A 19,467-nucleotide genomic window follows, 5' to 3' on the forward strand; every position below is an offset into this window, starting at 1 on the left:
GCTACTCGGCCACGAGTTCTGCGAACAGCGGCACCGTGAGCACCTCTTCGATCCGCCGGCGGATGGCCGTCGGCATGTCGACCGAGTTCGGGTCGAGCAGCCACTGAACCTGCAGGCCGTCCATCAGGGCGGTGAGTTCGATCGCGGTCTCGTCGACATCGGTATCTGCGGCGAGGTGACCCGCGCTGCGCGCTCCTTCCAGAGCGCGTGCGGTGCCGCGGCGGATGCGTTCGTACCGCTGCACGAAGTAGTCGTGCGCCGGATGCTCCGCTGAGCCCGCTTCGGCGGACAGCACCGCGTAGAGACCGATGATGCCTGGCACCGCAGTGTTGTGCTCCGCGAGGTCGACCATGCCGCGAAGCACCCCGAGCCCGTCGGCCGCGGCGGATCCGTTGCGGCGGAATCGCTCGTAGTCCTCCTTGTCGCGCGTCTCGAGCACGGCCTCGAGGAGCGACTCCTTCGTGGGGAAGTGGTGAGACAGTCCCGCCCGCGAGATTCCGCACTCCTGTGCGACCTCGAGCATCGTCGCGCCGTTGAAACCGACGCGACCGAAGAGCTCTGTCGCGACGCCGATGATCTTCTCGCGACGCGCTCGGCCGGCGGCGTAGCCCTGTTCGATTGGGGTAGACATCCTGACCATTGTGCCGTTCCAGCGACGATGGATGGAGCAAAACCGGCACTTTTGCAGATATTCGATGCAAAACCGACACTTGTGCCGGTTTCTTGTGTTACGTTGTCGTTCGGTCGAAGCCCTAGCCAGACCCGGATGCCCGAAGCCGGGCAGCGCCGACAGCATCACACCTCCAAGCAAGGACACCCATGACAATGTCGTCAGAACCCTCGCCCCTGGTCGATAACCCGATCACCACGAACACGTTCATCGGCGAGGCCGATGGCAGCGACGATCCGCCCACGCCCATCAAGGGCGTGCGCCGGCTGCTGTGGTGGAGCATTCCCGCGAATCTCGGCATCTTCATCGTCTGGGGCTCGGTGCCCAGCATTCTGCTGCCGCAACAAGTTCAACTCATCGACAAGGCTCAGGGACTCGCGAACCTTACGATCATCGCCACCATCGGTGCATTGGCCGCGCTCATCGCACAGCCGGTTGCGGGACAGATCTCGGACCGCACGAGGTCCCGATTCGGCCGCCGCGCTCCGTGGATCGTAATCGGCGGGCTCGCCGGAGCGCTTTCCCTCGTGGGGCTGGCGTTCTCGCACTCCATCTGGGCGATTGCGATCATGTGGCCGTTGGTGCAGATCACATTCAATTTCGCGCAGGGGCCGCTGAGTGCCGTCATGCCGGACCGCGTTCCGTTGAAGCGCCGAGGGACATTCTCAGCATTGGTCGGTGTCGGCACGATGGTCGGCGCGCTAGGTGGTCAGATCATCGGTTCGCTGTTCTTCAACAGCATCTCGGTGGGCTACATCTTCTTCGCCGTCTTCTCGATTGTGATGCTCACCCTCTTCTGCGTATTCAATCCCGACTATCCGAGCACGAAGCTCCAGCCCGAGCCGTTCAAGTTCATCGACTTCGTCAAGACCTTCTGGGTCAACCCCATCAAGCACCCTGACTTCTTCTGGGCGTTCACCGGCCGGCTGCTGCTCTACACGGGGTACTTTGCAGTGACGCAGTTCCAGCTCTACATCCTCGAGAACTATCTGCACGTGAAGACCCCGCAGGCAGTCATCCCACTGCTCGGGCTGATCAGCATCGCCGGAATCGTGCCGATGATGATCATCTCTGGGCCGATTTCCGACAAGGTCGGAAGGCGCAAGCCGTTCGTGTTCGCTGCTTCCATCGTGATGGCCTTCGCCCTGGTGCTTCCGTGGGTGTGGCCGACGCTCACGTCCTGGATGATCATGACGTTCATTCTGGGCCTCGGATTCGGCATGTTCGGCGCGGTCGACCAGGCGCTGATGACGCAGGTGCTGCCGTCGGCCAAGTCGTTCGCCAAGGATCTCGGAGTGGTCAACATCGCGGCGACGCTGCCGCAGACCGTCGCCCCGGCTGTTGGAGGAGCGATCGCACTCACTTTCGGCTACGGCGGACTGTTCCCCGTGGGAATCGTGTTGAGCATTCTCGGCGCGTTCTGCGTCTGGTTCATCAAGTCGAGCAAATAACGGCCACTCGCCGCATCCACGAAGGAGCACAGATGACCACCGAGCGCACGCTCTTCCCCTATCAGGACGCCTCGCTGTCCGTCGACCAGAGAGTGGGCGACCTGCTGTCCCGCATGGACGTCGCCGACAAGGCCGGCATGCTGTTCCACACGATGGTCGCTTTCGCCGATCCATCGGAGAGCAATCCGATGTTCGGCATCCCGTCCGCCGAGTCCATGCTGCGCAAGCGGCGCATGAACCACTTCAACATCCTCGGTGCAGCACCGAGCGGCCGGGAGTTCGCTGCGTGGCACAACGCCCTGCAGCGGATCGCGCTCGATTCGCCTCTGGGCATACCGATCACGTTCTCGACCGACCCGCGTCATGCGTTCAGCGACAACCCATTGGCGTCGATGATGGCAGGCCCGTTCTCGCAGTGGCCGGAGACGCTCGGATTCGCCGCACTCGGCTCCCCGGAGCGTCTCCAGCGATTCGCCGACATCGCCCGTCAGGAGTACCTCGCGGTCGGTCTGCGAGTGGCACTCCACCCGCAGATCGATCTGGCCACGGAGACGCGTTGGTCGCGCATCAGCGGAACCTTCGGTGAGGATGCCGATCTCACGTCGCGGCTCGTGGTCGGCTACATCCACGGGTTCCAGGGTGAGGAGCTTGGCACCCGATCCGTCGCGACAATGGTGAAGCACTTCCCAGGCGGTGGACCGCAGAAGGACGGCGATGACCCGCACTTCGCGTGGGGACGCGAACAGGTGTACCCGGGCGAGGCCCAGGAGTACCACCTGAAGCCGTTCATCGCCGCCATCGGCGCCGGCGCAACGCAGATGATGCCGTACTACGGGATGCCGGTCGGAACGGAGTGGGAAGAGGTCGGCTTCGGCTTCAATAAATCCGTCATCACCGATCTGCTGCGCGACCGCCTTGGGTTCGAAGGCATCGTGTGCACGGACTGGGGTTTGCTCACGGACGTCTCCGTCATGGGTGGTGCATTCCCGGCCCGCGCATGGGGCGTGGAGCAACTTAGCCGTCCCGAGCGCATGCTCAAGGCGATCGATGCCGGTGTCGACCAATTCGGCGGCGAGCTGTGCACCGACGTGCTGCTCGATCTGGTCGCCTCGGGAGGTGTGGCGGAGGACCGTCTGGACGTCTCGGTTCGCCGACTTCTGCGCGAAAAGTTCGTGCTCGGCTTGTTCGACGACCCGTTCGTCGACGAGGACCGCGCCGAAGCGACCGTCGGCACCCCGGAGTTCATCGCCGAGGGCCTGGCCGCGCAGAGCGACTCTTTGACAATGCTGTCGAACGCGAACGCGACGCTCCCGCTTGCCAAGGGCATCCGCATCTATGCCGAGGGGGTCGAGACGGCAGCGCTGGCGGAGTACGCGACGGTGGTCGAAACCCCCGAGAACGCGGATGCAGCGATCCTGCGTATCAAGGCACCCTTCGAGTCGGGCGGCGACGGGTTCGCAGCGTTCTTCCACACCGGTTCGCTCGAATTCCCGGCCGAAGAGCTCGAACGACTGAAGCGCATCGCCGAAACCGTACCGACGGTGATCGACATCTACCTGGACCGACCGGCGGTGCTGGGCGGCCTCGAGGAGTCGGCGGCCGCGATTCTCGCCGATTACGGTGCGAGCGACGATGCCGTGCTTCCCGTGCTGTTCGGCGACCGCGGGCCGCAGGGCTCGCTGCCCTTCGACATGCCGCGCTCGATGGATGCCGTGCTCGCCAGCCGCTCCGACGTCGCGTTCGACACCGAGAACCCGACGTTCAGGTTCGGTCACGGCCTGAGGTATTGAGGCGCCTCATCGCCTCGCTCACCTGAGGAGCAGAGTCACCGCCTCGCAAAGCAACGCGCTCTGCGAGGCGGTGGCTGTGCCGGCCCCGAAAGCGTCCATGCACCCAGCCGACTGCGGCGCGTTCGGCGGGGACGGGCGCGCAAGGTGGTTCAGATCTCGTAGGAGTCGCCGGGCTGCAGCGGGAGGAACGTGCCGCCGCCCTGCTCCGTGGCCCACTGGATGCGGCCATCCGCCATCTGCTTGCCGATCACGGAGCTGACCATCTCGTGGGTCGAGAACGCGTGCTTCGGCTTCAGGCCGAGCACGTAGTCGATGAACTCCGAGGCCTTCAGCCAGGGCGCCGAGGAAGGAACGGCGAGCACGTCGATGTCGGCGAGGTCGGGTGCGGCGAAGGAGTCGCCAGGGTAGACGAGCGAGTCGTTGACGATGACGCCGACGTTGTCGACGATCGGGATCGACGAGTGGATCACCGCGTGCTTGCCTCCGAAGAAGCGCAGGCTGAACGGGCCGGCTTCGATCGCGTCGCCGGGGTGCACGACTGTCACGTCGAAGTCGGTCGCGGCTTTCGCCACGCCCTCCGGACCGTAGATGACCGCTTCGGGGCTGTCCTCGAGAATGCGCTCCAGCTGTTGGGGCGTCCAGTGATCGGCATGCTCGTGCGTGATCACGATGGCGATCGTGTTGGTGGCGTCGGTGATCGGGGTGGTGAACGAGCCGGGGTCGACGAAGAGCTTCTTGCCGTCGTCTTCGAGGATGAGCGCCGCGTGCTCGAGCTTGGTGAGTTTCATGTCTCCATTCTCGTACCGGGAATACCGATCGCGTTCGATGGTTGATACCCCCAGGGGGTATTATGACCGCGATGGATACGCACACCGACGGCAGCAACGAGCACACGCACGCAGGCCACAACCACGCTGCGCATGACCATGCGACGCACGAGCACGGCACGCATGACCACGGCGCCCATGGCGACAGCGCTCATGACCACAGCGCTCATGACCACAGCGCTCATGACCCGGCGCAGTTCCGGGCGAAGTTCTGGTGGTCACTTGCGCTGACGGTGCCCACGATGGTGTTCTCGACCGGACTGCAGGACATCCTGGGCCTGAGCGGGCCGAGGTTCCCAGGCAGCCAGTACATTCCGGCCGTCTTCGGCATCGTCGTGTTCCTCTACGGCGGACTCGTGTTCCTGAAGGGCGGCATCGCCGAGTTGCGCTCGAAGCAGCCCGGCATGATGACGCTCATCTCGCTGGCCATCGTCGTGGCACTCGGCTACAGTCTCGCCGTCACCCTGGGACTCGCCGGCATGGACTTCTGGTGGGAGCTCGCCAGCCTGATCACGATCATGCTACTCGGGCACTGGATCGAGATGTCCGCCGTGATGGGCGCGCAGAACGCTCTCGGCGAGCTGGCGTCGCTGCTACCAGACACTGCCGACCTCGTGACCGACGATGGCACCCGGCAGGTGCCGACGGCAGAGCTCTCGGTCGGTGACCGCGTACTGGTGCGGCCGGGGGCTGCGATCCCCGCCGACGGACTGGTCGTGTCGGGACGAAGCGACGTCGACGAGTCCCTGCTCACCGGGGAGTCCGCCGCCGTCACCAAGGTGACAGAGGCATCCGTGGTCGCGGGAAGCGTCAACGGCTCCGGTTCACTCACCGTCGAGGTGACCAAGGAGCGGGATGACACCGCTCTGGCCGGCATCATGCGCCTCGTCGCGCAGGCGCAGGCGAGCAAGTCAGGGGCGCAGCTGCTCGCCGACCGCGCCGCCGGATGGCTGTTCTACGCGGCCATCGCCGCCGCGGCCGTGACCCTCGTCGTGTGGCTCTTCGTGAAGCCGGGTGATCCCGGATTCGTGCTGGAGCGCGTCGTGACCGTGCTGATCATCGCCTGCCCGCACGCGCTGGGCCTGGCGATTCCGCTGGTGGCGCAGATCGCCACGTCGCTCGGAGCGAAGAACGGCATCCTGGTGCGCAGCCGGGCCGCGTTGGAGGATGCGCGCCGCATCGACGTCGTGCTGTTCGACAAGACCGGCACGCTGACGCAGGGCAGGCAGGGCGTCGCCGCCGTCATGACGGCGAACGGCCAGAGCGACGAGCAGGTGCTCGCGCTGGCCGCGGCGGTCGAGGCGGAGGCGGAGCATCCGATCGGACGGGCGATCGTGGCGTCCGCGCGCGAGCGGGGCATCCGATTCGAAAACGCCGGTGATTTCACCGCTCAGGCGGGCAGAGGAGTGTTCGGAACAGTCGAGGGGGCCACGATCACGGTCGGCTCGCCCAGGGTGGTCGCCGAGCGCGGACTGGCGCTTGAGCAGCGGTTGGCCGACGCGGCCGAACGCGCCCAGGCCGCGGGTGAGACCGTGGTCTTCGTGCTCTCGGATGCTTCGGGCTCCGACCGCGTGATCGGCGCGATCGCCGTCGCCGACGTGGTACGTGCGGAGTCGAAGGATGCTGTGGCCGCCCTGCGCCGTCGTGGCGTGCGCGTCGCCATGCTGACCGGTGACTCGAAGTCCGTGGCCGACGCCGTGGCTGCGGGGCTCGGCATCGACGAAGTGATCGCCGAGGTGTTGCCGGATCAGAAGGCGGCAGCGGTCTCCGCTCTGCAGGCGGATGGTTCGCGGGTGATGATGGTGGGCGACGGCGTCAACGACGCGCCCGCGCTGGCCCAGGCCGATGTGGGTGTGGCGATCGGCGCCGGCACCGACGTCGCGATCGAGTCGGCGGGCATCGTGCTCGCCTCCAGTGACCCGCGAGGCGTGCCCATGACGATCGCGCTCTCGGCGCACACGTACCGCAAGATGACACAGAACCTGTGGTGGGCGGCCGGCTACAACATCGTCACGATCCCGCTCGCCGCCGGGGTGCTCGAGCCGTTGGGCGTCGTCGTGTCCCCGGCGTTGGGCGCCGTCTTGATGAGCGCGTCGACGATCGTCGTGGCGGTGAACGCCCAGCTTCTGCGTCGCGCCCGCCTCGGCTGAGACGACATCACCGCTGTCGGTATCGCGCCCGGCGCGGGAACGGCCGGATGCTCCGCCATAATCGGGTGCATGACCAGCGCACCGGGCACCGATGCACCCGGCGGAGAACCGTCCGCCAAGCTGATCGCGGTCGCCATCAATCCACAGGCGTCGTTCGGTCGCCGCCGAGGCGTCGGCCCCGCTGCCGTCGCAGCGCTCGAGGCGGCCGGACATCGGGTGCACGTGCTTGCGCAGCCCAACTACGAGTTGCTGCGTCGTGAGACCGAGACGATCGTCGCGCAGGAACCGCTCGATGCTCTCGTGGTGGTCGGCGGTGACGGCATGGTGAGCCTCGGCGTCAACGTGGTGGCCGAGACGGATGTCGCACTCGGCATCGTCGCAACGGGCACGGGCAACGACATGGCGCGCACGCTCGGCCTGCCGATCGACGATCCGGACGCCGCGATCGCACGCCTGCAGGATGCCGTCACCCGCACTCCGCGTCGCATCGACCTCGGCAGGGTGCGGCACGGCGAACTCGTGACGTGGTTCGGGTGCGTGCTCTCCGCGGGATTCGACGCCCTCGTCAACGAGCGCGCCAATCGGATGACACGCCCCAAAGGGGCGAGCAGGTACACGCTGTCGATGGTGCGCGAACTGCTCACGTTCCGACCCATTCCGTACCGGATCGAGATCGACGGCGTGGCATCCGAACGGTCGGCCATGCTCATCTCGGTGGCCAACGGCCGCTCGATCGGCGGTGGGATGCTCATCACACCCGACTCCGAGCTTGACGATGGCATGCTCGACCTCTTCGTGGTCGGAGCGATGTCGCGGTTTCGTCTGCTGCGTGTCTTTCCGAAGGTGTTCAAGGGGACGCACACTGCGCTCCCCGAAGTGTCGATCGTGCGGGCACGCAGTGTGAAGCTCCAGGCCGAAGGTGTCATCGCATATGCGGACGGCGAGCGAGTCGGACCGCTCCCCGTCGAGGTGACTGTCGTCCCGGCCGCGCTTCGGGTACTCGCTTGATCGTCTCGGAGCGACCATGCGGCCAGATTTGGAGCGGCTAGCGGGCATATGGCATACTCGATGAGTTGCCTTTTTCGGCACCGCAACGGCCCCATCGTTTAGCGGCCTAGGACGTCGCCCTCTCACGGCGGTAACGCGGGTTCAAATCCCGCTGGGGTCACAATCACCCGCTTCCCTTGATTTTCAAGGGAAGCGGGCTTTTTTCTTAGTCGGCAGTCGGTGGCGCGAACCGGGTCCGAGGCAACATTTTGGCAACACTCGATTTCGTAGCTGCGTCATCAAGCGCGATGGCAACGGCGTCCAGGTCGTCTTCGAAGAGGTCGGCGTAGACATCGATCGTGATGCTGGCTGTCGCGGGCGCTCGTATCTAGCCCTGAGTGTTCCATGACGCCGCTGCGGCCATTCGTCGCAGGCCGCTTCCGTCGTCGACGCTCAGCGCGAGGGGATCTTTGATCGCAGCGGAGTAGGCCATGTATAGCTTGTTGCGCTCTTTGCGTTGGAGTCCGTCTGTGACGCGATCGGAGATCCGGATCATCGAGGTGAGGACGGCGAAGTCCTGGAGGTGCCGCTGACGCAACGGGTCGTTCACGAGGCCATATGCATACGCCTTTGCGATCAGCGCCCCTTGCAGGGTCGGGCGGAAGATCGTCGCGGCTTGGCTCTGCTGTGAGACCTCGAATGGCTCGGCGCGGTGGAGCACGTTCTGTGCGCCAGGAGTCTCCAAGGTCGTGCCGCCGCGAACGCCGACTCGCTTCGCCCGATCGCCGATGCCTTCGGGGAGAAGGATGTCGATCTGGCCTGGTCCTGGTTCACCCAGCGATGCTGGTGGCCCCGCCAGTCTTGGCCGTCGGGTTCGAAGCCCGAGTCGACAAGCGCCTGAGTGAACTGCATCATGATGCCCGGATGCGCTCGGATATCGAGCACGGCATCACCGTCGTCGGTGGGGCGCACGGGCTCCACTTCGCGTTCCCAACACCACAGTTGGACCATCTGACCGCCGACCAGGCACCAGCCGCTGGGAACGCGACGCGCCACAGCGATGATTCCGCGCCACGATGCTTCCTGTCGCGGAGTCATCGCCGGTAGCTCTAGCGCCGCCATTGGATATCCTCGATGAGCTCAACGGCGCGGCCATCTTCGCGAGGACGGTTCCAATCGATCAGATCCGCGATGACGAACCCGAGGGGGATGGGCGCAGCGGGCAGTTGCTCCACCATGTGGAGGCGGATGTTCGGTGCATCTGATTCCAGGAGGAGGTTGTCGCGAAGGAACCCGTCGAGTGCAGACGCCGCAACGTATCCCTCGAGTTCGCGAGCTGCGGAAATGCCGGCCCGGTCGTCGCTGATTCCGGATGCGATGACTCTCACGTCGGAGGAGATCTCCGCGATGTCGGCAGGGTTGGCGGCTACATCAACCACGCGGAGTTGCCGCGAACGCAACCACGAATGCAGCAGGCTCAGGGGAGACGCCTCGCTTCGCAGGCGTCCGACGTATCGATCCAGGAAGTAGCGCTCCTGCGCATCGAGCTCGACGTGTTCGCTGGACATCGCTGCGATTAGTAGGCGGGCCATCTTCGTGCTCAGCGGGCGGCTGATCGCCGGCCGTTGGTTGACTTCCACCTGGTCGATCGCCCACGAGCGGCCGATGCGCTTCGCCTTGACTTGTCCTGAGTTGATGATGGCGAGCGCACGCTGCCGAGAGATCCCACGAGCCTGGGCGTATTCGGACACACTCAATTGCATTGAACAAATATAGTCGAATGACAATAGAAAATCAATCGATTTACGATGCGCCAACCCTCCGCTTGGGGCGCTTGGCGGATCCCGCTGGGGTCACATCAGCCCTGTTTCCTTGTGTTCACAGGGGCGCCGGGCTCTTTGCTTCCCTGGTCGTGCCATTGAGGACGCGACGTCGGAAGTCGAAGGCGAACGTCGCGACGACTCCGGGATCACTGTTTTCATATGTCGGCGATCGGCGTACCATCCCGAGCGGGCCGGCCGAAACGAAAGCGAGCCGCGCGATGACGAACTACTTGATCTCGTTTCCGAGCGGGGTGATGGAACTCTCCGAAGAAGACTTCCAGCTCGTGGCAGATGAAGCGCACGCGGTTGTGCGAGCCGCGAAGGAGGCGGGAGTGCTGGTCTTCGCGGGAGGCATCGACGAAGAGGTTCCACCCTTCCTGGTCTTCGCCGACGGCGTCGTGAGCGACGAGGTCTACCCGCAGCCGACGCGGCTCAACGGCGGCTTCTGCGTGCTCGATCTGTCCTCGCGAGAGGAAGCCGTGGAATGGGCTGCACGGACCGCGAAGGCATGCCGGTGCGCGCAGGAAGTACGGCAGTTCCAGCACGACCCGGAGCAGTAACGTCGACCCGCCCGGCAGCTCGGTGCCAGAGCTGTCAGGGTCAGAGCAATCCGAGCTGCCGCGCGAAGTCGCGCGTGCGAGTCGCCATGGCATCCGGAACCTCGGCGATCGTGAAGTGGCCGCCTTCTTCGAGCCGCTCGAACGTGCGCAGATCGCGATAGAACGAGTGCGCGACCGACTCCGGATACGTCGTCTCGTGGCGCTGGATGTGCATGCTCGCCGGCACCTCGACCGGAGGGATGGGCGGGGCATCCGTCTCGTCGAAGTACGGCCGGAATGAGGAGGCGATCGTCTGCGTCGTCCAATAGATCGTGGCCTCGGTCAGGAGTCGTTCCCTGGCCAGATGGCGTTCCACCGATCGGGGGTCGTCGGGCGGTGTGTCGCTCCACTCGACGAACTTCTCGACCAGCCAGGCCAGCAGACCGGTCGGCGAATCGTTCAGCCCGGCCGCGAGGGTGTCGGGGCGGGTTCCCTGGATCTGCGCGTATGCGCCAGAGGTGCGTTGCCTCGCCGCAAGAGCGGTGAAGAACTCGTCGGCGGCCGGATCATCCAGCTGCTCGCGCTCCTGCTGGGTGGGGAAGTGGGCGTGCGTCACGAGAATGCCTGCAACGGACTCCGGATGCGACGCCGCGATGAGGTCGTTGACGTTCGCCGTGACATCTTCTCCGTACGTCAGGTACCGGTCGTATCCCAGAACGTCGGTCATGAGAGCGTGCATGGTCGCGGCGAGACGCGGTTCCGTGAGCGGTCCTGAGGAGTAAGGACTGGAGTAGGCGAAGCCGGGAAGACTCGCGACGACGACGTGGAAGTCGGGGAGCAGATCGACATAGTCGAGTTGCATCGCGAACGTGTGCGGCCAACCGTGCATCACGAGCAGGGCCGGGGCATCCGCGCGTGACGTCCTGCGGTGGACGAAGTGCAGTCTGCTGCCGTCGATCTCTGCCTGGTACTGCGGATGCCCGTTCAGCCACACCTCGCGCTCGCGCCAATCGAACTCCCGCCACGATGCGACCAGCTCGGCCAGATAGTCGGCGTTGAGGCCGGACCACGGTCTGCCCGGGGAGTCGGGAAGCAGCCGCGCGGCGGCGAGGCGGTCGCGCAGGTCGGTGAGTGATGCATCCGTCACAGAGACGCTGAAGGGCTCCATGCGAGAACGCTACGGTCGACGGCCGACATGACCCCCGATGGGTCGCACCAAAACGCCGACGCGACGGCGGACCCACCACACGTGCTGCGAACGTCGCTCCTCCCGACTGGAGAAACGGTAGAGGTAGAGGGAAGCCCGCACCATCGCGGGGCGCTCGTTGCCGAACGGCGCGCTGCGGAGCATCCGCAACGTCGCCGGATCTGCCTCGAGCAGTTTCTGCAGCAGGGGCTCGAACCAGTCCTCGCCGCGCGAACCGAGGGCGAGGAACCACATCAGCCAGTCCAGCCTCAGGTGATACGGCGCGAACTGGCCCGGCATGCGAGAGGGATCACCCGGTTTGCCCTTGAACTCGTACTCGCGCCAGAGAGCCGTTGCCGCGTCGTGCGAGTCGGTCGCCTCGACGATGACCTCGAACCGTTCCTTCGTCACAGAGCCGAAGGCGCCGTAAGCATTCACCAGATGCCAGCGGTTGAAGCTCGCGTTCATGAGCTGGCGGCGAGAGAAGAGGTTGCGCAGCGGCGGCCAGCTCAGCCCGAGCAGCAGGATGCCGACCACGATGATGACGACGAAGAACCACAGCGGCGTCACGACGTGGTCGGTGTGCGCCGGCATCGCCTGGATGACGGCATGGGCGACGGGGTCGGAGATCGCGGCGAACGCCAGGATCATCGTCAGCACGTTCAACCACGCGAAGTTGCCGGAGGCCACCAGCCAGAGCTGGGTCAGGATGACGATGGCGGCTGCAACGCTCGCCACCGGTTGCGGAGCGAACAGGAAGAACGGCACGACCAACTGGGCGAAGTGGTTGCCGAGCACCTCCACGCGGTGGAACCATCGCGGCAGGTGATGGAAGTACCAGCTGAGCGGACCGGGCATCGGCTGCGTCTCGTGGTGGTAGTACAGCGCTGTGAGGTCGCGCCACGCCCGATCGCCGCGCAACTTGATCATGCCTGCCCCGAACTCGAGGCGGAACACCAGCCAGCGGATGAACACGATCATGATGACCGGCGGCGCCTGGTCGTTCGAGCCGAGAAACGCCGCGGCGAAGCCCGCCTCGAGCAGGAGGCTCTCCCAGCCGAACCCGTAGAACGTCTGGCCGATGTCGACGATGGACAGGTAGGCGAACCAGACGAGCAGGAATGCGATGATCGTCACCCACGACGGTGCGAGCTGAGGCAGCCCGGCCACCAGGCAGGCCGCGATGACGGCCCCGCCACCCGCGACGGTTCGCAGCAGACGGTCGGAGTACCGCCGCCGGAACAACGTGGGGGAGAGGCGATCGCCCATCCAGCGGATGAACGACGGCGCGGGCTGCAGACCGCGCTCGCCGAGTAACACCGGGAACTGCGCGATCGTCGAACAGAACGCGACGAGGTACACCGCCGCGACGCCTCGCTCGAGAACTTGCCGCGCCAGTTCGTAGTCACCCGCGTCGAACCAGCCCATGTGCTGCCAACGGTAGCCGCGGATGGTCGGCTCGAGGCATCCGCAGCGCGCTGTCGCTCTTGTCCGGGTAGGCTGGCGGGCGCGAGGGGGAGTATCCCAAGTGCCGTTCGAACGGCACTCGACGCGATCGTCATCACGAGCCGTGAGGCTCCGGTCGTGCGGCGTGAGAACGCGGGAGAGACTCTCGTCGCGCAGGCGTACCCGCCGCGTGACGAGGCCCCGAAAGACGTCTGATGCACCTCGCACTCCCGCTCTGGTTCGAGATCTCCTCGATCGTCGTGCTCTCCTTGCTCATCGTCGCCGACCTGGTGATCGCGGTGAAACGGCCGCACGTTCCGAAGCCGCTCGAGTCCACTCTGTTCGTGGTCTTCTACGCGGTGCTCGCTCTCGTCTTCGCATACCTGATGCTCGTGATGGGCGATGCCGAGCACGCCGGACAGTTCCTGGCAGGCTGGCTCACGGAGTACAGCCTCAGCATCGACAACCTGTTCGTCTTCGTGGTGATCATCGCGCGATTCGCGGTGCCGCCGAAGTACCAGCAGGAAGCGCTGATGGCGGGCATCGTCATCGCGCTCGTCCTCCGCGGGATCTTCATCGTGATCGGTGCCGGCCTGATCGAGAACTTCACCTGGGTCTTCTACCTGTTCGGCCTCTTCCTTCTCTACACCGGCGTGCAGCAGGCACTGCCGAGCGGCGACGACGAAGGCTCGAAGGACTCCTTCTTCTTGCGGTTCGCGCGTCGCCGACTGAACGTGCACGACGAATTCAACGGAGCGAAGCTGACGGTTGCAATCGACGGCAAGCGCTACTTCACGCCCATGTTGCTCGTGTTCCTCGCACTGGGCACCACCGACCTGCTGTTCGCACTCGACTCGATTCCGGCCATCTTCGGCATCACGACGAGCCCGTTCATCGTGTTCGCGGCGAACGTGTTCGCACTGATGGGCCTGCGGCAGCTGTACTTCCTGCTCGGCCACCTGCTCAAGCGGCTCGAGTATCTCAAATACGGCGTGGTCGCGATCCTGGTGTTCATCGGCGTGAAGCTGATCTTCCACGCTCTGCACACCAATGAATTGCCGTTCATCAACGGGGGAGATCCCGTGCACTGGGCGCCCGAGATCGGTACCTGGCAGTCGCTCGGATTCATCCTTGTGGCCATGCTTGTGGCTACCATGGCAAGTCTGACCAAGATGTGGGTAGACAGGCGTTCCGTTCGGAACCGGGACGAGCAGGACTCGAGCAAGGAGAGCACGGTCGGTGAACCTGACGCTGGCGGTGAGCGCTCGCACTGACGTCGGTGCGGTGCGCGCGGTGAATGAAGACGCCGTTCTCGCGCGCGATCCGGTCTTCGTCGTTGCGGACGGCATGGGCGGCCACGCACGCGGCGATCTGGCCAGCAGCGCGGCCGTTCGCGTGATGGCGGAACGGCTCGCAGAAGGCGCGCCCGTGACGCCCAGCGACGTGCTCGACGCCGTTGCCGCGGCGAACGAGGCCGTGCGGGCGCTGTCGACGGCGGATGCCTCGGGCGTCGCCGTCGCCGGAACCACGCTCGCCGGCGTGGTCGCCGTGAGCGGCAGCGACGGTGGCAGCCGCTACTGGATGATCATCAACATCGGCGACTCCCGCGTGTACAGCTGGGACGGCGCGAGGCTCACCCAGCTCAGCGTCGACCACTCGGCGGTGCAGGAGCTCGTGGATGCCGGCGTGATCAGCGCGGACGAGGCGGGTGAGCATCCCGAGCGCAATGTCATCACAAGGGCGCTCGGCGCCGCAGACGACGTCGACGTCGACGTCTGGATGCTTCCGGCCGGTGGAGAGCAGACGTTCCTGATCTGCTCCGATGGACTGAGCAAGGAGCTCTCCGACGACCGGATCGCCGCTATTCTGCGTGAGAACCCGCACGATGAACGCCTGGCAGGCGTGCTCGCCGACGCCGCGATCACGGCCGGCGGTCGCGACAACGTCTCCGCCGTCGTCGTGTCGTCGTGGCCCGAATCGGTCGAAGCCGAGCGGGATACCGTTGAGCGACCCGAACACCAGCAATATCTCGAAGACACCCGCCCCCGATCATGACGCGCAGGGCGGCAGCATCCGCCCCACGTCGACGACTGCGAAGAGCTAAGGATGACGAACGTGCTCACAGTGGAACACACGGCCCCCGGTGGCTGGCTGGCCGCCGTGATCCCCGGACGACTGGCCGTCGTGCACCGTACGGCCGATGATGACGGATTCGCGGCCCGCCTCTGGGCGGCGCTCAGCGACGACGACGGCATCCGTCTCGTCATCGACGAACTCGCGAAGGGCGGCCTGACGAATGCGCCGGGCTTCGTGCTGGCGGAGTGGGACGGCTCAGGCGACACGTTCGACGGACGCTTCATCGTGCGCGGAGGAGCCGGGGTGGTCGTCGAGACCGCTCGAGGCAGCGAGGACATCACCGCGCGCGGCGTCTCCACCTGGGTCGAGCGACCGGTGACCGGCATCACGGGATTCCGCATCGAGTGCCTGCCGTCGAACCCGGTTGCCGGCCCTTCGCTCCCGTTGGCGGTCGGCACGGCGTGGGTGAGCGGGCTCGCGTTCGGCTCGCTCGCGGTGAACTACGTCGAGGTGGCAGACGGCATCCCGGCGGCGGAGTGGACCCCACCGGTCGTGCGGACACCGGTCGTGCAAGCGCCTGAACCCATCGCCGTGATCGTGCCTCCCGCTGAGGCCGACGCGGAGCCACCGGTCGCACAGGACGACGAGCCGGGTGAAGACGAGGTCGACCTCGACCGCACCATCGCCGACCTCGAAGTGACTGTCGCCGGTGAAGACGCCATCCAGCCCCCGGATACGAAGGCCCAAGAGACTCCGCACGAGACCACGGGATACGACCACCTCTTCGGGGCGACCATGATGCGCAGCGTCGAAGACGCCGCGGCGCGCCCGCAGGTCGAGGATGCCGACGAGCACGCCCCGGCCGAGCCGCCTGCCGCCGCACTGATGCAGCTCCCGGTGGTGTCGCCCGCTCCGGGGGCCGCCGGCACGGCACTCGGCGACCACGACGGGTTGACCGTGATGAGCGGCGACCTGCGCGCGCTCCGCGAGTCGGCGGGATCCGCGATACAGCCCGCTCCGCCGGCTGCGCCCCGGGCACCTGCGATTTCCGCCGAGCCGGACTTCGTGCTGCAGTTGCCCAGCGGTGCCGCCGAGCCGATCGACGGCATGGTCGTCGTCGGGCGCGCGCCGAGCGTCAGCAAGATGGGCGGAGGCCGTGTGCCGCGCCTGGTCACGGTCGACAGCGTCGAGCACGACATCTCACGCAATCACGTGCAGCTCACCATCGAGGGCGGAACCGTGGTCGTCACCGACCTGCACTCCCGGAACGGCACGCTGATCTCGCTGCCCGGCAAGACTCCGCAGAAGCTGCGAGCAGGAGAGCCGACGTCGGTGATCGCAGGTACGATCATCGATCTCGGCAGTGGAGTGACCCTGGGCGTCGTTCAGGCATGAGCAGACGCGTCGCAACCCAGGCGCCCGACCTTCCGGGCTACGAGTACCAGCGACTGCTGGGTTCAGGTGGGTTCTCCGACGTCTTCCTGTACGAGCAGAAGTTGCCGCGACGCAAGGTCGCCGTCAAAGTGCTGCTCACCGACGAGCTCGACCAGCAGTCCCGTACCCAGTTCGTCGCAGAGGCGAATGTCATGGCGCAGTTGTCGGCGCATCCGTACATCGTCACGATCTATCACGCGGACGTCTCGGCGGACGACCGGCCCTACTTCGTCATGGAGTACTGCTCCGGCCCCTCGCTCGCCGAGCGCTACAAGCGCGAGCGGCTTCCAGTAGAAGACGCGCTGCGCATCGGCATCCGGGTGGCAGGCGCCGTGGCCACCGCGCACGCTGCAGGCATCCTGCACCGCGACATCAAACCGGCGAACGTGCTCACCAACGACTTCGGCTGGCCGGCGCTGACCGACTTCGGTATCTCGTCGGCGCTCGAAGAAGAGCTGCCTGTTCACACGACGACTTTCTCGCGTCGCGAAGCGGCGACGGCAGTGCCGAACGACAGCACGACGCGGCAGTCCGTCGGCCTTTCGGTGCCGTGGTCGCCGCCCGAGATGTTCGAGGACGATCCCAAGCCCGACGTTCGCAGCGACGTGTTCTCGCTCGCGGCCACCGTGTACACCGTGATCGCAGGCCACACGCCGTTCGAGATCCCCGGGCGCTCCAACGGCACGCTCGACCTGATCGGGCGCATCGAGCGCGGCGCCATCACCCCGATCGACCGATCGGATGTGCCGCGCACGCTGGTCGCGGTGCTCGCCAAGGGCATGGCGTCGCGTCGTGAGGACAGGTTCGCCACTGCCGTCGACTTCGCGCGAGCGATGCAGCGCGTCGAGATGGAACTCGGCTACTCGCCGTCCGGCATCGAAGTGCCGAACCTCGTCTCCTCCGCCCGGCCGGAGCGGGAGACCGCCGACTCCGGCGACGAGACGATGGTGCGATCGGTGTCCACCGTGCTCGCGCAGAAGCCTGCTCCGCCTGCGCCCGTTGCACCGACGCCGCCCCCGCCGTCCGCGGCAGCACGGGTGCCGAACCCCTCGGCCGCGTCGGCACCGGACGCCGAGGCGACGAGGCTGCGCGGGATGCCCGCGGTCGCCGCGCAGACGCCGGCGCCGGCATCCGAGCACACCGTCATCCGTTCCTCGCTCGTCCCCGCGCCGGCAGCTGACCCGCCGGTGGTCGAGGAACTGGAGGAACCACCGTCGAAGCGGCGCACGGGATTGATCGTGGGAATCCTTGCCGCCGTGCTCGTGGTGATCGTCGCAGTGGTCGTCGCGGTTGCGCTCGTTCCGCACACTTCGACGCCGAAACCCGCGGCGCACTCGGCGGGAGGGGACGACGGCACGATTCAGGTGTCTTCGGTGCCCGACCCCAAGCTGAAGTCCGCGGTGCGCAGTGCCGACGGAACCAGCGTGACGTTCACGTGGACCAATCCGAAGCCCAAGGCGGGCGATCACTATGAGTGGCAGCAGGAGGGCACTACTCACGGAGCGGAGACGACGAACACGCCGACGGCGACTGTCACGGGCCTCACGCCGGGCTCTGCGGTATGCGTCGACGTGCGGATCATCCGCAGCGGAGTCGCGTCGCCCAACCCGTTGAAGGCGTGCAATCCGTGAATCCGATCACCGTGGAGTTCATCGGGGAGACCTTCGAGGTCACGTCCCCAGGAGACTTCGGCATCGGCAGGGAATCCGACCTGACCATTGATGACAATCCCTACCTGCACAGACGGTTCCTGCACATCTTCGACGAGTTCGGCATGTGGTGGATCGCGAACGTCGGCACGCTGCTCACCGCCACCGTGACGGACGGCACCGGCGGTGTGCAGGCGTGGCTCGCACCGGGGGCGAGGCTGCCGATCGTGTTCGAGACGATGCACGTCATGTTCAGCGCCGGTCCGACGACGTACGACTTCACGATCCGCAACCCGCACGACCTGTTCAGCACGTCGCGCATCACGCAGGAATCCGGCGGATCGACGACGGTACTCCCCGTCACGCTCACCACTAGCCAGCGTCAGCTCATCGTCGCCCTCTCCGAGGGCGTGCTGCGGCAGCAAGTGCCAGGCAGGGGAGAGGTTCCGTCGTCCGCGGATGCCGCCGGCCGGCTCGGCTGGTCGATGACGACCTTCAATCGCAAGCTCGACAACGTCTGCGAGAAGCTCGACAAGCTGGGTGTCGCCGGGCTCAGGGGCGGCGCGGGAAATCTCGCGACCAGCCGGCGCGCGCGACTGGTGGAGTACGCGGTCGCCACCCATCTCGTCGGCCCCGAGGACCTCCCGCTGCTGGATCGCGACGCTCCGGAGGGCGCCTGAACGCGGGCATTTCTCACGTTCTAGTAGACGATACTGTCTAGTCCCTGTTCGTGTGCTAGCTTATACCCGGTTCGGGGGAGCGAGCCGCAGGTCAGGCCGAAGAATCAGGGGTGTCGCACGTGCTGAGGACCCTCTCTACGTGGATCCGGCGGCATAAGGCCCTCTCTTCGGCCATTGTCATCGCGATCGTTGCGGCTGTTCCTGTGACGTTCGCGGTTCTGCACAAGGGCTTTCCGACGGATGACGTCGATCTCGATGCTCGTGATGTGTGGGTGACCAACGGCGACAAGTTGATGGGTGGTCGTCTGAATCATCAGATCGACGAGTTGGATGCGGCGGTCAATGGTGCTTCCAGTGATCTGGATGTGCTGCAGAACGGCAGTGCCTACTTCTTGACCGATAGTAAGAACGGCACGTTGGAGCGGATTGATCCGGCGTTCGTGTCGTTGACGGATCGGGTGAGCATCCCTGCTGGGTCTCAGGTGGCGTATGGCGGGAACACGATCGCGATCACCTCGCCGGATGGCAAGGTCTGGGTGTTGGATGCTTCGTCCAGGCTTTCGTTCGATCCGTCCAAGACGCCGGTGTCGGCGAAGCTGGGTCGTGGTACGAAGACTGTTGTCACCGATCAGGGTGTCGCGTACAGTGCCTCGCCTGAGAAGCGTTCGCTGGTGCGGTTCGATCATCCAGGGGCGGCCGGCCAGTCGTCGTCGATGGCCGTTCCTTCGTCGTTCCAGTTGTCGGCGGTCGGTGACCACT

At 65.9% G+C, this 19,467-nt stretch carries 17 protein-coding genes and 1 tRNA gene; 12 read left to right on the forward strand and 6 right to left on the reverse strand.

The window, feature by feature from the left end:
* Nucleotide 1: 1 nt before the first annotated feature.
* Complete coding sequence (locus tag MJ603_RS13555; RefSeq protein ID WP_243064244.1) at nt 2–631, reverse strand: TetR/AcrR family transcriptional regulator; 630 nt, start codon at nt 629–631, stop codon at nt 2–4.
* 194 nt (nt 632–825) lie between these two features.
* On the opposite strand from MJ603_RS13555, the gene MJ603_RS13560 reads away from it, so the two are divergent.
* Both MJ603_RS13560 and MJ603_RS13565 read left to right on the forward strand, forming a co-directional pair.
* The gene (locus tag MJ603_RS13560; RefSeq protein ID WP_243064245.1) at nt 826–2,121 is read left to right on the forward strand and encodes an MFS transporter; all 1,296 of its coding nucleotides are present in this window, start codon (nt 826–828) and stop codon (nt 2,119–2,121) included.
* Nucleotides 2,122–2,153: 32 nt separating this feature from the next.
* Complete coding sequence (locus MJ603_RS13565; RefSeq protein WP_243064246.1) at nt 2,154–3,911, forward strand: glycoside hydrolase family 3 protein; 1,758 nt, start codon at nt 2,154–2,156, stop codon at nt 3,909–3,911.
* Between the two features lie 149 nt (nt 3,912–4,060).
* Here the strand turns inward: MJ603_RS13565 and MJ603_RS13570 are convergent, their stop codons facing one another.
* Nucleotides 4,061–4,699 (reverse strand): MBL fold metallo-hydrolase, encoded by a 639-nt coding sequence (locus MJ603_RS13570; protein WP_243064247.1) that lies wholly within the window; start codon nt 4,697–4,699, stop codon nt 4,061–4,063.
* 71 nt (nt 4,700–4,770) lie between these two features.
* On the opposite strand from MJ603_RS13570, the gene MJ603_RS13575 reads away from it, so the two are divergent.
* The 3 genes from MJ603_RS13575 (at nt 4,771) to MJ603_RS13585 (ending at nt 8,056) form a co-directional block, all read left to right on the forward strand.
* Nucleotides 4,771–6,888, forward strand: a complete 2,118-nt coding sequence (locus MJ603_RS13575) for a heavy metal translocating P-type ATPase (RefSeq protein ID WP_243064248.1) — start codon at nt 4,771–4,773, stop codon at nt 6,886–6,888.
* A gap of 69 nt (nt 6,889–6,957) precedes the next feature.
* On the forward strand, nt 6,958–7,896 hold the full coding sequence (locus MJ603_RS13580) for a YegS/Rv2252/BmrU family lipid kinase (protein WP_243064249.1): 939 nt from the start codon (nt 6,958–6,960) through the stop codon (nt 7,894–7,896).
* Between the two features lie 87 nt (nt 7,897–7,983).
* A tRNA-Glu gene (locus MJ603_RS13585) sits at nt 7,984–8,056 on the forward strand.
* A gap of 207 nt (nt 8,057–8,263) precedes the next feature.
* Here MJ603_RS13585 and MJ603_RS13590 read toward each other — a convergent pair.
* A complete protein-coding gene (locus tag MJ603_RS13590; RefSeq protein WP_243064250.1) occupies nt 8,264–8,620 on the reverse strand; it encodes a hypothetical protein in 357 nt (118 codons plus the stop codon).
* 364 nt (nt 8,621–8,984) lie between these two features.
* Nucleotides 8,985–9,692: a hypothetical protein gene (locus tag MJ603_RS13595; RefSeq protein WP_243064251.1), complete on the reverse strand. Its 708-nt coding sequence runs from the start codon at nt 9,690–9,692 to the stop codon at nt 8,985–8,987.
* A 224-nt stretch (nt 9,693–9,916) separates the two neighbouring features.
* On the opposite strand from MJ603_RS13595, the gene MJ603_RS13600 reads away from it, so the two are divergent.
* Complete coding sequence (locus MJ603_RS13600) at nt 9,917–10,258, forward strand: YciI family protein (RefSeq protein ID WP_243064252.1); 342 nt, start codon at nt 9,917–9,919, stop codon at nt 10,256–10,258.
* Between the two features lie 40 nt (nt 10,259–10,298).
* On the opposite strand, the gene MJ603_RS13605 is transcribed toward MJ603_RS13600, so the two are convergent.
* Nucleotides 10,299–11,405 (reverse strand): epoxide hydrolase family protein, encoded by a 1,107-nt coding sequence (locus MJ603_RS13605; RefSeq protein ID WP_243064253.1) that lies wholly within the window; start codon nt 11,403–11,405, stop codon nt 10,299–10,301.
* Nucleotides 11,406–11,414: 9 nt separating this feature from the next.
* Nucleotides 11,415–12,851: a lipase maturation factor family protein gene (locus MJ603_RS13610; RefSeq protein WP_243064254.1), complete on the reverse strand. Its 1,437-nt coding sequence runs from the start codon at nt 12,849–12,851 to the stop codon at nt 11,415–11,417.
* Nucleotides 12,852–13,084: 233 nt separating this feature from the next.
* Here MJ603_RS13610 and MJ603_RS13615 point away from each other — a divergent pair, with 233 nt between their 5' ends.
* From MJ603_RS13615 to MJ603_RS13640, 6 genes are all read left to right on the forward strand, one after another.
* Nucleotides 13,085–14,143, forward strand: coding sequence for a TerC/Alx family metal homeostasis membrane protein (locus MJ603_RS13615; protein ID WP_243064255.1), 1,059 nt, complete (start codon nt 13,085–13,087; stop codon nt 14,141–14,143).
* Nucleotides 14,109–14,924, forward strand: a complete 816-nt coding sequence (locus MJ603_RS13620) for a PP2C family serine/threonine-protein phosphatase (protein ID WP_243064256.1) — start codon at nt 14,109–14,111, stop codon at nt 14,922–14,924. The genes MJ603_RS13615 and MJ603_RS13620 overlap by 35 nt, the downstream gene beginning before the upstream one ends.
* Before the next feature lie 60 nt (nt 14,925–14,984).
* Nucleotides 14,985–16,340, forward strand: coding sequence for an FHA domain-containing protein (locus tag MJ603_RS18795; RefSeq protein WP_243064257.1), 1,356 nt, complete (start codon nt 14,985–14,987; stop codon nt 16,338–16,340).
* Nucleotides 16,337–18,010 carry a serine/threonine-protein kinase gene (locus MJ603_RS13630; protein WP_243064258.1) on the forward strand — a complete coding sequence of 558 codons (1,674 nt, stop codon included), beginning with the start codon at nt 16,337–16,339 and terminating at the stop codon, nt 18,008–18,010. The genes MJ603_RS18795 and MJ603_RS13630 overlap by 4 nt, the downstream gene beginning before the upstream one ends.
* Entirely contained in the window at nt 18,007–18,708 is a 702-nt protein-coding gene (locus MJ603_RS13635) for a hypothetical protein (RefSeq protein ID WP_243064259.1), read from the forward strand. The genes MJ603_RS13630 and MJ603_RS13635 overlap by 4 nt, the downstream gene beginning before the upstream one ends.
* Nucleotides 18,709–18,911: 203 nt before the next feature.
* The coding region (locus MJ603_RS13640) for a hypothetical protein (protein WP_243064260.1) at nt 18,912–19,467 on the forward strand (556 nt) is incomplete at its 3' end.

It is taken from the genome of Humibacter sp. RRB41 (assembly GCF_022761015.1).
GTDB lineage: Bacteria > Actinomycetota > Actinomycetes > Actinomycetales > Microbacteriaceae > Humibacter.

Excerpts from the sequence above, each read along its gene's own strand:
- MJ603_RS13565 (WP_243064246.1), top strand. The coding sequence starts at position 2,154 with ATGACCACCGAGCGCACGCTCTTCCCCTATCAGGACGCCTCGCTGTCC.
- MJ603_RS13560 (WP_243064245.1), top strand. The coding sequence starts at position 826 with ATGTCGTCAGAACCCTCGCCCCTGGTCGATAACCCGATCACCACGAAC.
- MJ603_RS13575 (WP_243064248.1), top strand. The coding sequence starts at position 4,771 with ATGGATACGCACACCGACGGCAGCAACGAGCACACGCACGCAGGCCAC.
- MJ603_RS13610 (WP_243064254.1), bottom strand. The coding sequence starts at position 12,851 with ATGGGCTGGTTCGACGCGGGTGACTACGAACTGGCGCGGCAAGTTCTC.
- MJ603_RS13605 (WP_243064253.1), bottom strand. The coding sequence starts at position 11,405 with ATGGAGCCCTTCAGCGTCTCTGTGACGGATGCATCACTCACCGACCTG.
- MJ603_RS13580 (WP_243064249.1), top strand. The coding sequence starts at position 6,958 with ATGACCAGCGCACCGGGCACCGATGCACCCGGCGGAGAACCGTCCGCC.
- MJ603_RS13630 (WP_243064258.1), top strand. The coding sequence starts at position 16,337 with ATGAGCAGACGCGTCGCAACCCAGGCGCCCGACCTTCCGGGCTACGAG.
- MJ603_RS13555 (WP_243064244.1), bottom strand. The coding sequence starts at position 631 with ATGTCTACCCCAATCGAACAGGGCTACGCCGCCGGCCGAGCGCGTCGC.
- MJ603_RS13600 (WP_243064252.1), top strand. The coding sequence starts at position 9,917 with ATGACGAACTACTTGATCTCGTTTCCGAGCGGGGTGATGGAACTCTCC.
- MJ603_RS13615 (WP_243064255.1), top strand. The coding sequence starts at position 13,085 with ATGCACCTCGCACTCCCGCTCTGGTTCGAGATCTCCTCGATCGTCGTG.
- MJ603_RS13570 (WP_243064247.1), bottom strand. The coding sequence starts at position 4,699 with ATGAAACTCACCAAGCTCGAGCACGCGGCGCTCATCCTCGAAGACGAC.